This window comes from Acinetobacter sp. yr461 (assembly GCF_900110445.1).
In the GTDB taxonomy this organism is placed as follows: domain Bacteria; phylum Pseudomonadota; class Gammaproteobacteria; order Pseudomonadales; family Moraxellaceae; genus Acinetobacter; species Acinetobacter calcoaceticus.
In genome coordinates this window covers 38,413-51,311 of the sequence record NZ_FODU01000011.1, presented here as the reverse complement: position 1 = coordinate 51,311, position 12,899 = coordinate 38,413, and the positions used below count along the sequence as shown (strand labels likewise).

The following is a 12,899-nucleotide window of genomic DNA, read 5'->3' as shown; positions in this document are numbered from 1 at the left end:
TAAGGTGAGCGAGTGCGGATCAATACTGTTACACTATCTCCATTAAGCTGTAATGATCTGTTTTTGGAGTAAACAATATGTCTTGGCTTTCTTCATTAAAGTCTGTTTTTTCACCCGCACAAGAAGTGAAAGAAGATGAAATCCAAACGGTACTCCAAAATTATTTACTACCACATTCAAAAGATGCTTTAAAAGAGCGCATTAGTCAGCTTCAAGTTCAAGGTCGAGTATTACAACTCACCATTAATACATTTCCTGATGAAAAAGAGCACTTGCAGCAAATTCATGATGATTTGGCTGGAGCTTTGGAAAAGTGTGGTATTGAAGAACTAAACCTGCATGTGGTTCAGCAAAAGCGCCCTGCACAAGAAAGTTCGAACTTACCTCCTGTGCTTGATGCTTCACCTAAAGCAGAACCAGATCCGAATAATCCGCCTATCCAAAAAGCAGCTCCGCAACAAAGAGATGTTCCACTTCATCCTCGCATTAAGCATGTTATTTTAGTTTCGTCAGGTAAGGGTGGTGTTGGTAAATCGACAACTACTGTCAATTTAGCGCTTGCCTTGCAAAAAATGGGGCTTAAAGTTGGAGTGTTGGATGCCGATATCTATGGCCCAAGTATTCCGACTATGCTGGGAAATGCTGGCAAAACTCCTCTTATTGAAAGTGAAAATTTCGTGCCTTTAGATGCTTATGGCATGGCGGTGTTATCGATTGGACATTTAACTGGTGATAACAACACACCTGTCGCGTGGCGTGGACCGAAGGCAACGGGTGCTTTAATGCAATTATTTAATCAGACCCTTTGGCCTGATTTAGATGTATTGATGATTGATATGCCACCTGGTACTGGTGATATTCAACTCACGCTTGCGCAGCGTATCCCAGTTACTGGTTCAATCATTGTGACTACGCCACAAAATGTTGCCTTATTAGATGCTACTAAAGGTATCGAATTATTTAATAAAGTTGGAATTCCTGTATTAGGCGTCGTTGAAAATATGTCGACCCATATTTGCTCTAATTGTGGTCATGAGGAGCAAATTTTTGGTATTGGCGGGGGTGACAAGCTTTCTGAACAGTACCATATTCCATTATTAGGCCGCTTGCCTCTAAATGCTCAGATCCGTGAGCATGCTGATCAGGGCAAACCTAGTGTTGTAGCAATGGATGATGCCGCTGATAGTTATATTGATATTGCTAAGGCGATGTGGGAACAAATTGAAAAAATTCCTCAACGTACACGTGATGACAAACGTATCTTCTGATTTATTTAAACCCGACCTTAAGTCGGGTTTTTTATTATCTGGTTAAAATAAAAAATTAAACCACTGAATCTTAATAACAAAGCTAAACTTGAAATTGGCATATAGATTGCTACTTTACACTTTTTAAAAAGAAAGGGTAAAAAATGCAATTTAAATGTGCTTTTGGCGTAATCAGTTTATGTAGCGCTTTATTTTTAGTCGGATGCAATAATGACGACTCTTCTGTTTCACAAACACCAACAGTTCAGGAGCAAAAACAGAAATTACAGCCGATTATTATTCAGGGTGCTTTGCCTGTAGAGTCGGAAAGAATGGCTTCAAAATTAGAGAATAAGACTGTTGAAACCATTGGTGGGTGGACATTCTGGAAGGGTACCTATAATGGTTATCCAATGATTATTTCTAAAACCCGTATGGGTATGAGTAACTCAGCTGCGGCAACTGCTTTAGCCATTGAACGTTATAAGCCGATTGCAATTATTAATCAGGGAACATCAGGCGGGCACGACCCAGATCTACACGTTTACGATATTGTCTTAGGAAAATACGCAACCAATATTGGGGCATTTAGAACTCCTAAACAACCATTAGGTGGTGGTTCAAATTCACTCACATGGGTTGAGGCTTTTGATGTTTTGCCAACAGACGAGTCTGACCCAGAACCTATTGCAATTCGTAAATTTGAAGGTGACCAAGAGTTATTAATGGCGGCACATAAAGTCCGTTATGACAAAGGCGAGGTGGTGGAGGGAACAATTGGTTCAGCAGATGTCTGGAATAATGAGCTTGATCGTATTCAATTCTTCCATCAACGCTATGGCACTTCAGTCGAGGAAATGGAAGCAGCATCTGTTGCACAAATTGCCAGCCAGTTTAATGTTCCTTTTCTAGGAATTCGAATCTTATCTAATAATATTACGAATAATGGGGCTTACGACCCTGGTACAGGAGAGGCTTGCCAAGAGTATGTACTCAATGTGGCTGAAGAGTATATGAAATCAAAACTACCAAAATAATAATTTAAAACTAAGCAAGAAGATCGGAGTCTTTATAAAACTTCTTCTTCTTGCTTTTTATGGCGATGTCTATTTTTCCAGTTTTTAATGACCATCCAACGCCAGAAAATTTCTGTAGATAGATATAAAATGACAGCAAATACGAAAGCTTCTACAACAAGACCTGTCATCAAAATTTTCGCAAGACTAAAATCAATGTGCCCATGGCCGAAATGAGTAATCCAGCGGGAAATCTGGTGCAATACACCTAGCAGCATTTCTTTGTTAATCATATGCACATGAAAAATATGCGCACCAAACCAAAACCCAATATATAGAATAGGAACTAAAGTAAGAGGATTACTTAGCCAAGCTAGCATTAAGCTAATTGGTAGATTTACTTCAAATAGTAAGACTGCCATCACAATAAATACACTGTGAAAAGGGATAGGCAGTAAACCAAAAAAGGTTCCGACAAAAACAGCTCGGGTAATTGATTTTCGATTGACATACCAAAGCACAGGATTAAGGGTCTTTTTACCAAAAATCCTTAGAAATTTCATATTTGAAACTTTCTCGGGTGAGGGAAGCCAAGATTGAAAAAAGTGCTTTGCCATAATCATTAAGGTAGTAGAGCGCGGTGCTCTAAATAAAAAAATCAGAAACAATATATGAATTGAAACTTATTAAAAGCTTAAAATTTAAACTTACCATCACTATATATTTTTTATTATAAAGACTTTTGATGGAAAAATAGACTTAAAATAAAAATACTTATGTTATTTAAGTACGAAATTATTTGAAAAGCATAACAACTGACCGTAAAGTTTTCTTTATTACTTTTAGTGGTAATTATATAAGCATATGTTTTTAATGCTTTTATTTTGAGTTTAGAAATGTTTTTAAAAATTTTGTCTTACAATTACCTTTTGCCATGTGACAGGATATCTATTAATCTGAGATGACTATATTGTGAGGCCATTCAATGATTTCATGGCTTTTTATTGGCTTAGTAGCCACAATTTTACTAACACCTGGTCCAACTAACACTTTACTCGCTTCTTCAGGTGTGCAAGTAGGACTACGGAAGTCAGTAAAACTTATTCCAGCAGAAGTTTTGGGTTACGTGATCTCTATTTCTGCATGGGGAATGCTAATTGGGAAAGTGTCCACCACATTGCCATTGCTGCCGCCTATTCTTAAGCTGTTGAGTGCTTGCTATATTATTTTTTTAGCCATTAAGTTATGGCATACGGCAAATCAAACAATTGAATTAAATCAGCCTACGATCCGTACTCGTGAATTATTTTGTGCAACTTTATTGAATCCTAAAGCCTTGCTCTTTGCTTCGGCAATTTTTCCGGTAGCTGCGTGGAGTGATTTTCACATTTATTTGATTCATATGATGGCTTACTTAGCACTTATTACGCCAATTGCCTTATTCTGGATTTTCTTGGGATCACTTTTAGCTTCTAAGAAAGTTGCTTGGCTAAATCAGACGAATTTACAAAAAACAGCTTCACTCGTTTTAGTCAGTTTTTCAATTCCTATTAGCTATTCTGCTTTACTGAGCCTTTAAAGGTACCGCTGAGCTATTCTTATTTGTTTGAGTAGCTTTGCGTTGTTTTCATAATTGCTTTTTTAAGTTAAAGTACGTCGAAATCAATGAAATTACCTTTTGGATAGAAAATACATGGCTATTAAGTCTGATCGTTGGATTCGCGAGATGAGCGAAAAACACGGCATGATTGAACCTTATGCAGAGAATCAAGTCCGTTTTGATGAAAATGGTGAAAAGTTGATCTCATACGGGGTCTCTAGCTATGGTTATGATGTACGCTGTGCCCGTGAATTCAAGGTTTTTACTAACGTACATTCTGCAATTGTCGATCCAAAGAATTTTGATGACAAAAGTTTTATCGATATTGAGTCAGATGTTTGTATTATTCCGCCAAACTCATTTGCTCTAGCACGTACAATTGAATATTTCCGTATTCCTCGTAATGTATTGACAGTATGTCTAGGCAAGTCGACTTATGCTCGTTGCGGTATCATTGTGAATGTGACTCCGTTAGAACCTGAATGGGAAGGTCACGTAACTTTAGAATTTTCAAACACCACTAATTTACCTGCACGTATTTATGCAGGGGAAGGTGTAGCACAAATGCTATTCTTTGAAAGTGATGAAGTATGTGAAACATCTTATAAAGACCGTGGTGGTAAATACCAAGGTCAAACAGGCGTTACACTTCCGAAAACATAATTTTTCTTAGATAAAGAAGAGTTTTAAAATAATGGGTCGCTTAGGTGGCCCAATTTTATGAATAAAATTTACATGAGGTGCGTTTATCGGAATAGTGATAAATGACAGTTTCCTTTTGTAGAAAATAATATAATATGATCAATAATTGATTTGTTTTTTTGTTCTGCATCACAGGATTGAAAAACAAATGTATCGGATATAGTTTGTCTTTTTAGTAGTAATTACTTAGATATCTACTAAATTCAGACAGGCCAAATAAAAAGAAATTAAACAGGATTATGCCCCCAAGGATACGGAGGTCGGCCATGCGACAGTTTACGTCTCTTCATGTAGCGATAGCGCTTGGAAGCTTATGCTTTTCTTCAGTGTATGCTGCCTCTACATTAGTCCCTATGTCAGATTCGGAACTATCCGCAACTCGTGGCCAAGCTTTGATGAGTATGTCTTATATTGCGCCTACGGACTCTGCAAATTTAGAAAAACTGCGCGATAACAGTAGTAATATTGGTTTCTATAAATTAGGCTTGGAAGCTGAATTAGAACTTAACACCAATATTCGTAAATTACAGTTAGGTTGTGGCGGCGTTAATGGTGCTGGTGGCTGTGATATTGATATTGATAATCTAAGCCTAAGTGGTCAAAAGTTCGATACGAATGGTAATCCTTTGGCGATGTCTAGTGAAGAGCGTGCTTCGTCTTCTGCTGTTTTAACAAATCCGTTTATAGAATTTGCAATTAAAAATCCTAATTCTGCATCAACCCGTGAAGTCGCCGGTTTAAGATTAAGTGCTGAGAAATTTATCGGCTTGCTTACAGCAGGTACTGAAAATACATCTAGGCCAAATGGGATCAACTCGATTTCTGGTTATATGCAGGTTCAATCTGATAGCAGTGGTTTAATTAAAGGTTATGCGACAACTTCTGCTACACGCGACAATTTATATGGAACAAATGCAGTTACAGGTCGTTTACAAGCTCTAGGTCTGGGAGGGGCAGCTGAGGTAAGTTTTGTTACTTCCGATGGTGGATTTAATATTCCAGGCATTCAAAATAACTATTTTGAAATTGCTCCCATTCAAGTTAATGGTAATAGAGTTAGCTCCAAAGTTTTATCTGCTCCAGTGAAAGTCCCTAATATTTATGTCGGACATAGTAGTTCGTACCCAGTAGATGGTACGGTGCAATATAATGCCGCAGGTCCACACGACCCAGCTTATCCTGAACCAACAGGTATTTATACTCAGGGTGGTAAAGTTGAAGCTACAGTAACAAGCTGTAGTGTATTAGCATGTCTCATTGCAGGCCAAGGTTCTAAATTTTCTAATGTATATATGAATGGTACAATCTCGAATATTACTGCAAATTTAAATTTAACCCAGTCTTTGGGACTTATTCATAATTTACCAATTAACTCACCAATGTATCTCGCACTGCAAAATCAAATGCTTCAATGGCCAGGTGCGAAAGCAGATGACGTGGCTCAAAAGGGTTGGTGGATGTCTTTTGCAAATCCAGTTAACGTTGGGAACATCATTCCGCAAGATGCGATTGATATTTCACCTCTTTTTCCGCAAATTTCAACGGCTGTTTCTGCCTATTTACAAGCTAACCCAGCACAAACTTCTGATTTAGGGGGATTATTAAAGCTGGGTGATCTAGATGTAAATATTGGTACGGTTGATTTGAAAAATAGTCCGCTCACATTAAATTTAAGTAACTTGCAGTTAACGAATCAAAACTTTAAGCCAAACTGCCATGGTTCAGGTTTAACTTTTTGTTAAATGGCGAGAAGGCGGCTTGGGTTGCTTTACATTCATCGGAAAAGTAATTTTTTACATGCTTTTTTTTGCATTTGTGCAAATATTCCGCATAATAGAAATGTGGAAAGGTTGGCAATATCTTTTAGATTTGCCTCTTTGTCTAAGGTGAAAAGGATAGATTCACCTGGCATCAAGGATTGTTAAAGAAAAATAAATATGGTGCGCGGCATCGTATAAAACAGGAAGGTCAAGATGACTACACTTAATTATACGGTAAGGTTTCAAAAAACCGTTTTGGCAAGTTTAATCGGGCTTTGTATAAGCCAAGCTAGTTTCGCACTCGAAGAACTTTCTGATGCGGGCTTAAGTGAAACTACAGGTGAGGGTATTGCTATCTTGCCACAGAATACTTATATGGTATTTCGTGGTGCAGGTGCTAATGAAACCTCAAGTCAGATATTAACTGATCGTACTAAAGACACGGGTTATATCAATTATGTACCTGTTGGTCCTTTGAGTATGACCGCAGCAGATACCAATAAAAATGGCTCGATTGATTCGGGTGACCGTGCAGTTGGTAAAGCAGATATTTTTCTTTATGGTTTAGCGCTTTCCAAATCTGATAATGATACAAATACCCGTATTGCTTCTACTGATGCAGCCGCTGCAATTTCGAGTTGGGGTACTGCCGTCAACCCATGGATTTTTAAAGTTGCGACAGCAAATTCAGTACCTAATTTTAGTGCGGCTACTTGTAGTGGTGCGAGTGACCCTTCTTGCCAAGTAACTTATTTAGCTTTGGAAGCCCCTTTATATGAGGTTGGAACGAAGGACTCTGCTGGTATAGATGCTTATAAGCTGAAATTAGGTTTATGGTCAGATATTTTTGTCCGAAATCCAAATAAAATAAATGGTGCAGCAGACCAATTTAATTATGGCGACTCGAATGGCTTGATTGGTACAAGTATTGATGCAAGCCGTGCAAACCGTCTTCGTTTACAAGGGGTTTGGAATAACTTTAGCTTAAATGGCAGTCGTTTACAGCTTTTCCAAACATTAGGTGGCGCAACATCTGCTGGTGGAATGAGTCCTTTTTATAATGATACTTTGGGTTTAGCAGGAGTTTTTCGTTTAAACAGTGGTGATGCCTCTAATTTAAGAGCAACAATTACTTCAAATACTCCAACGTCTTCGGTAGGGCCGTGGGTAAATCGCTATAGTACCCAATATACTGGTGCACCAAGTAATAACTCTCCAAGCGCGGATTGGTTATATCGGGTTCGTAGTCAGACTACGACTGTTACTTCAACGGGTTCATGGACCGCGCCAACGGATAGCGCTATGAATAATGTTTTACGTTTAAGTACGCGTGAATCTGGAACTACCCAAGGTAATTTGGTAACACCTGCAATTAATGGTGGGCTTGCTCCAACTTTTGATGCGAATGAAGGTTTATATCTCTATAACCCAAACATTAACCTTGTGTTAGGGTCTTTATATCAACCACTCGTTTTAAGCTCAGATGGTAAAAACTTTAGTTTAGAACTTGCTCGTATTCCGAATAAACCAGAAATTTATAAGAAAATTTATACAGATTATAGTGGTGCCGATACGAGTTATTTAGGTTCAACTTGTAATATTTACCAATGCGGTACGAATGTAACATTAGGTGGTAAAACTTACCAAGGTTCTAGTGCAACACACAGCAGTATCTCAATTGGTTCCACAGTTTATAATGCAACGAATAATACTTTAGAGGCATTTAAAGGGAACAGTACACAAGATGCGGTCGGTATTTCATTTGGTAAATTACCTACGGGCACTGTGGCGGCGATAACGCAAACTAAAAACTTCTACCAATTGCAAAATCAGGAGCGTCGTGCAGGCAGTTATAGTTGTGGATTTTTGAACTTAAGTACTTGTTATGATACATGGCAGTACCGTACAGCAACGGGTTGGACTGGAAATGCGGGCTCAGGTTTAAAATTTGATTCTCAAGGCGCTAACTGGGCGAGTATTGACAGTACCTCTTATTATAATCCAACAGTAAATAATACTGGTTATACCTTAGCCGATGCGGGGAATGGAGCTCAGTACACTGTGCCTACTAGTACGCCTTTACCCGATGCTCGTTATGAGGGGGGACGTTGGTACACGACTACGCCAAATGCAGATTTGAACACCTATAAATTATCTGGGGCACAAATTAGCTCAGCCATTACTAATAACATGGGTTCAGCTGTCATTGATGGTGTATTAATCCAGCATCTGAAACTGACAACTAAAGGCTTATAAGAGGAGGATAATGATATGAAAAAATTAAATACCTTAATCCTCGCTCTTTTTGCAACGGTTACTCATGCGGAGCTGCAAACTTTAGATAATGATGCCTTGCAGGCAATTAATGGCCAAGCTGGTGCTGATTTATCTTTAATGCTTAATTTAAACCAAACCACTAACGGTCTATTTGATAATGGTAGTGGTGGTGTCTGTGAGAACGTAGAGTTCTGCCATATTGGTTTAGCGATTAACAAACGTTTTGTACAAGCAGATGCAAGTAAGCCAAGCGGTTGGGCTGAAAATAGTGATAGTGGTAATAAACTTTGGCTAGTGTTTAAAGGTGTACAAGGAACTTTAAATATTCAAAAAATGGGTTTAGATGGTGCTGATTTAAAATATCTGGATAAAAACAATACAGAAATTATTAAGCCCGCCATTCAGCTTAGTTTTAGTGCAGCGCAGCCGATTTTAATTCGTAATTTTGGTTTCAATGCTTTATCGATTGAACAAGATAACTTTACCAGCTCAACAACAACGCAAGGTTCGAGTGCAAATATGTATGATTATGCATATTTCAAAAAACCGACATATGCTGCGACTGCTAATAGTGCAGCACAGCAAGTTGCTACAGCAACTCCATCGGCCTATGACTATGGGCGTGAAACTGGTTTTATGGGCTTAATGATGAACGGAAACTTGGCTATTCAAGGAAAAGTCATGGTCTTTAGCTGTGATGGTAGCCATCCTCGTTGTTAAGGGTTAATGTAGATTTCAAAGGAACTGAAGTGATGAAAAAAAATAAAGAAAATCACAGCTCAAAGTTTATTTTAAATACATTAACAACCAGCATGTTGTTAGTGAGTGGACAAATTTATGCTTTAGAAGCTTTAACAGATGCTGATTTGAGTGCTGTCAATGGACAAGATGGGATCTCGATTCAAACTACGTTTAATGAAATTAATATTGATAATGCTTACTGGGATGACCATGCAGGCACACCAACAAGTGCTGATCAGGTATTAAGAGCTCAAGCAAGTGGTGTAAAAGTCCAAAAAAGTAATGCATCTAGCCAGCCTTTAAGTACTAATTACCGTTTAGATGTGGGGAGTAATACAACCACTGGTAAAGCAGGCATAGATTTTTCTATGCAGAGTAGCCCTTCTCTTATTACGGTAAATAGCGTTAAAGTTTGTAATAGTTCAGCTACATGTTCGCCAACTTTAGGACAATTAGCAATTCAAACAACTTCTCCTTTAAATTTGGCAATTACTACTCAAGATGGTTTATTTAGTCCAAATAGCCAATCTAGCATGACGCTTGGTATTAATAATGCCAATATTTATCTAGGGCAATTGGATGCTCGGAATCAGTTAAACCAGCTAATTTTAAGAAACTTTAACTTTAATTTTGTTGGTAAAGGGGTCATGTTTGTAGACCCGACCCGTGGTGTAGTTTTACAGACAAATACTGGAACTAACGTTGCTAGTGTAGGGCAAACTCCCAATAGTACCTATGGCTATGTTGATTTTAACCGCGTAGCGGATTCGGCTTCCAGTTTAACCGCAGGTACATATGTAGACAGCAGTGGAAAAGTAACCAATTCCGGTCTAAATATTGAGGTCATGCTCAGTTCCAATGTAGATAAATCTAACCCTTATGTTTTAGATGCAAATAATAGCCCACAAAATGCGAAAGGCTTGATTCGTTTAGGTGCAAGTGGCCGAATGGTCAACGGTTATCTACAACTTCGTGGGTTAGATGGTACGGCGGATACAACCACGTTAGGGACTGCAAATACAGCTTCGGGTACAGGTTCAAGTAATAGTATTTTAGGTAAATCTGGCGTTGCCTTTCGTATGAAAGGTGAGTTCACCAAAGATAATGATTCAATGCTAGGTGCAGATGGCAAAGCAACCACTTTAGAAATTGGTGGAGCGGGTCTTAATGCTTACGGTTTTGAGTTTGGTAATCTAACAGGTCTTAACTCAGCGACACGCGGTTATTTCGACAGCGGAAATATTTATCTAAATCTTGCAGATACAAAAACCTTATTAATGCCAAACAACGCAACCTTAAATGGAATCCGTTTAGGCAGTGGTACTTTAACGACAGCTGCTGATTATCAACATAATATTCACCGTGATACGGTTACTAATCCGTTTAGCTTAATTCTTGCGATGCGTGGAGCGGAGTTTCAAGCATTTTCAAGACGCGGTCGCTTTACAACAAGTGCGAATGTCGCTCCTGCAAATCAGTTTGCAGACAATGGTGCAAACAACCAGTGGGGCTTGGCATTACCTTTCTATAACTTAAATGCTAATGCTGCTGTATATGGTTTAGATGCCCCTGCAAATAGTGCCTATTACTATACAAAAGATGCCAATGGTAAACCTGTTCAGAATGTTGTTGCTGCATCTGGAACGACATCTCGTTTAGGTTTTGGTATTGCTGCTGGAACTACTGGACGTGATGCGACTGGAACTAAAACAACCTCAATTTTATTAATTGATGGTTCTCCAAATGCCAATAATGCAGGTAGTCCTACCGATTATTACATGGGGTTACGTAATATCGATATGTTCCTCAAAGGCAATGGAAGCATTGGCTTAGAAAATGGCAGTCTTAATGTTAGTTTAAAAGAGATGCTCCTTGCTTTATCAACTGAAATTGCAGCAGGGTATTTACCTGGGGCAAAATATAAAACTTGTCCAGCTACTGGTTCATGTACCTCACCAATTGATAACTTTGCCAGAAATAATGATGTCTTATTTGGTCTAAAACTGCGTTTAGGCGGAGATCTTAACTTATCGATCGTGCCAAATAGTTCAATTGCAGATGGTAGTGCTCTAACTGTACTGGGCGATTTCACCATGCCTGCCACAGCAACTGGAAATACGGTTCAAATTAGTGATCCGATCGATGGTTCTGCAATTGGTTTTGATAATATTACTGGAAAGCTTGCGTTTAATACTGCTTTAGTTGTTGGTAAAGACAGTGCAAGTGGTTTAGGTAAAGTTGGCGTAAATACGGCGGTTTATTTTAATCCAGATAAGAGTATTGACGGTGCATTACGTGTTAAAGATATTAACTTCTATCCTCCATCAACTGGTGCAGGTGCACGTTTAGGTGAGCTTGCGATTACTGGTGGACGTTTAAATAGTAGCTTTAGTATTGTGCCTAGAAATGGTGCTTTTAACTAACCAAAAAAGTGGCGGTCATTGCCACTTTTTATAAAAAATTTATTTTGAATGTGATTGGATTTGCATTCGTCGGGTTATAGGAATAATTGCTTTATGCTTGAATATTATTCTGATAGTCTGAACAAATAATAAGCGTTTGTCTCTTAAGGATTAGAGCGACATGAAGAATAAAAATATAGGGTGCTGGTTGTTACTTGCCAGTAGTTCAAGTGTTTTTGCAATGCAGCCTTTGGATGATCAAAGTCTTGCAGCGACGACAGGCCAAAATGGCTTAACACTAGGTATTCAAGCCGATAAAGTTCAATTTAATCAAGTCGCCCTGATTGATACAAACGGTATAGCCTCAACTTCGTATAATAGTAAGGCTGGCTTTGTTATTGCAGGGAATTCTACTAATCCAGTTCCTGGCATAGAGTTTATTAAAGCTGCGGTATCTAGTAATCCTTCTTTTAATATCGTAATGGATACTGATGCGGGTGGGGGAAACCCTTTCCTAAATTTGGCTGTATCTATGGGCAATGATGTTAATGGTATTCGACTTCTACCATTTTCAGTCTATATGGCTCCAAGTGCATCTTTATCTAGTCCATCCGATTATGCATTAACGAGTTATGCGCCAAAATCAATTTTTAGTTCGGGAACGACAGTAAATACGGGTGTAAAAGAAATCATTCGTTCTACTGGGAATCTAGATATTAACTTTGTACAAACCAATAAACCTCGTTTAAATATCCAGCTTGGTCATGCGGCTCAATCCGTTATGGTTAAATTTGGAGGGGCAATTCAATCTATTTGTTCTGCTGCTGCGGGTTGTCCAATTACTTTAGTGTCCGATAATACGGGTGCTACATTTGGATTTAAATTTGCAGGCACAAATACCTCAACAGGTTTTGTGCTTGATGGTTTCTATGCAGGTGTTGATCCAACTGGATTAACTTTTGGTAATAACGGCGTGTCGAGTAAGTTCGATGCTTCACTTAACAATGTCACTTTAGGAAATATGGGAACCCAAAGTACAACGACATTTAATAATTTGCCTAACGGTTCTATGGGGAGTTTTGGTATTACTGGGGCGTCAGTGACTGACTTAAAAATGAAAGTAAGTGGCTTTTAGAAAAAATAATAACTTAACC

The 12,899-nt window shown here is 38.5% G+C and carries 10 protein-coding genes; 9 read left to right on the top strand and 1 reads right to left on the bottom strand.

The window, feature by feature from the left end:
- Positions 1–77: 77 nt before the first annotated feature.
- Both apbC and BMW38_RS14475 read left to right on the top strand, forming a co-directional pair.
- Positions 78–1,268, top strand: a complete 1,191-nt coding sequence (apbC, locus tag BMW38_RS14480; protein ID WP_005048722.1) for an iron-sulfur cluster carrier protein ApbC — start codon at positions 78–80, stop codon at positions 1,266–1,268.
- A 143-nt stretch (positions 1,269–1,411) separates the two neighbouring features.
- Positions 1,412–2,284, top strand: a complete 873-nt coding sequence (locus tag BMW38_RS14475; protein WP_092709309.1) for a 5'-methylthioadenosine/S-adenosylhomocysteine nucleosidase — start codon at positions 1,412–1,414, stop codon at positions 2,282–2,284.
- A 32-nt stretch (positions 2,285–2,316) separates the two neighbouring features.
- Here the strand turns inward: BMW38_RS14475 and BMW38_RS14470 are convergent, their stop codons facing one another.
- Positions 2,317–2,886: a DUF2062 domain-containing protein gene (locus tag BMW38_RS14470; protein ID WP_092709306.1), complete on the bottom strand. Its 570-nt coding sequence runs from the start codon at positions 2,884–2,886 to the stop codon at positions 2,317–2,319.
- A gap of 362 nt (positions 2,887–3,248) precedes the next feature.
- Between BMW38_RS14470 and BMW38_RS14465 the strand changes: the two genes are divergently transcribed.
- From BMW38_RS14465 to BMW38_RS14430, 7 genes are all read left to right on the top strand, one after another.
- Positions 3,249–3,842: a LysE family translocator gene (locus BMW38_RS14465; protein ID WP_092709303.1), complete on the top strand. Its 594-nt coding sequence runs from the start codon at positions 3,249–3,251 to the stop codon at positions 3,840–3,842.
- A gap of 114 nt (positions 3,843–3,956) precedes the next feature.
- The gene (dcd, locus tag BMW38_RS14460; protein WP_003653416.1) at positions 3,957–4,526 is read left to right on the top strand and encodes a dCTP deaminase; all 570 of its coding nucleotides are present in this window, start codon (positions 3,957–3,959) and stop codon (positions 4,524–4,526) included.
- A 305-nt stretch (positions 4,527–4,831) separates the two neighbouring features.
- Positions 4,832–6,307, top strand: coding sequence for a hypothetical protein (locus tag BMW38_RS14450; protein ID WP_092709300.1), 1,476 nt, complete (start codon positions 4,832–4,834; stop codon positions 6,305–6,307).
- A gap of 231 nt (positions 6,308–6,538) precedes the next feature.
- Entirely contained in the window at positions 6,539–8,581 is a 2,043-nt protein-coding gene (locus BMW38_RS14445) for a hypothetical protein (RefSeq protein WP_092709297.1), read from the top strand.
- Positions 8,582–8,596: 15 nt separating this feature from the next.
- The gene (locus BMW38_RS14440) at positions 8,597–9,322 is read left to right on the top strand and encodes a DUF6160 family protein (RefSeq protein WP_092709293.1); all 726 of its coding nucleotides are present in this window, start codon (positions 8,597–8,599) and stop codon (positions 9,320–9,322) included.
- Positions 9,323–9,354: 32 nt separating this feature from the next.
- Complete coding sequence (locus tag BMW38_RS14435; protein WP_213031174.1) at positions 9,355–11,766, top strand: DUF6160 family protein; 2,412 nt, start codon at positions 9,355–9,357, stop codon at positions 11,764–11,766.
- Between the two features lie 160 nt (positions 11,767–11,926).
- Positions 11,927–12,880, top strand: a complete 954-nt coding sequence (locus BMW38_RS14430) for a DUF6160 family protein (RefSeq protein ID WP_092709287.1) — start codon at positions 11,927–11,929, stop codon at positions 12,878–12,880.
- The last annotated feature ends 19 nt before the right edge of the window (positions 12,881–12,899 follow it).

What these genes read in the sequence shown, in the direction of transcription:
- BMW38_RS14435 (WP_213031174.1), top strand. Translation starts at nt 9,355, where the DNA reads ATGAAAAAAAATAAAGAAAATCACAGCTCAAAGTTTATTTTAAATACA.
- BMW38_RS14465 (WP_092709303.1), top strand. Translation starts at nt 3,249, where the DNA reads ATGATTTCATGGCTTTTTATTGGCTTAGTAGCCACAATTTTACTAACA.
- BMW38_RS14450 (WP_092709300.1), top strand. Translation starts at nt 4,832, where the DNA reads ATGCGACAGTTTACGTCTCTTCATGTAGCGATAGCGCTTGGAAGCTTA.
- BMW38_RS14440 (WP_092709293.1), top strand. Translation starts at nt 8,597, where the DNA reads ATGAAAAAATTAAATACCTTAATCCTCGCTCTTTTTGCAACGGTTACT.
- dcd (WP_003653416.1), top strand. Translation starts at nt 3,957, where the DNA reads ATGGCTATTAAGTCTGATCGTTGGATTCGCGAGATGAGCGAAAAACAC.
- BMW38_RS14430 (WP_092709287.1), top strand. Translation starts at nt 11,927, where the DNA reads ATGAAGAATAAAAATATAGGGTGCTGGTTGTTACTTGCCAGTAGTTCA.
- BMW38_RS14470 (WP_092709306.1), bottom strand. Translation starts at nt 2,886, where the DNA reads ATGATTATGGCAAAGCACTTTTTTCAATCTTGGCTTCCCTCACCCGAG.
- apbC (WP_005048722.1), top strand. Translation starts at nt 78, where the DNA reads ATGTCTTGGCTTTCTTCATTAAAGTCTGTTTTTTCACCCGCACAAGAA.
- BMW38_RS14475 (WP_092709309.1), top strand. Translation starts at nt 1,412, where the DNA reads ATGCAATTTAAATGTGCTTTTGGCGTAATCAGTTTATGTAGCGCTTTA.
- BMW38_RS14445 (WP_092709297.1), top strand. Translation starts at nt 6,539, where the DNA reads ATGACTACACTTAATTATACGGTAAGGTTTCAAAAAACCGTTTTGGCA.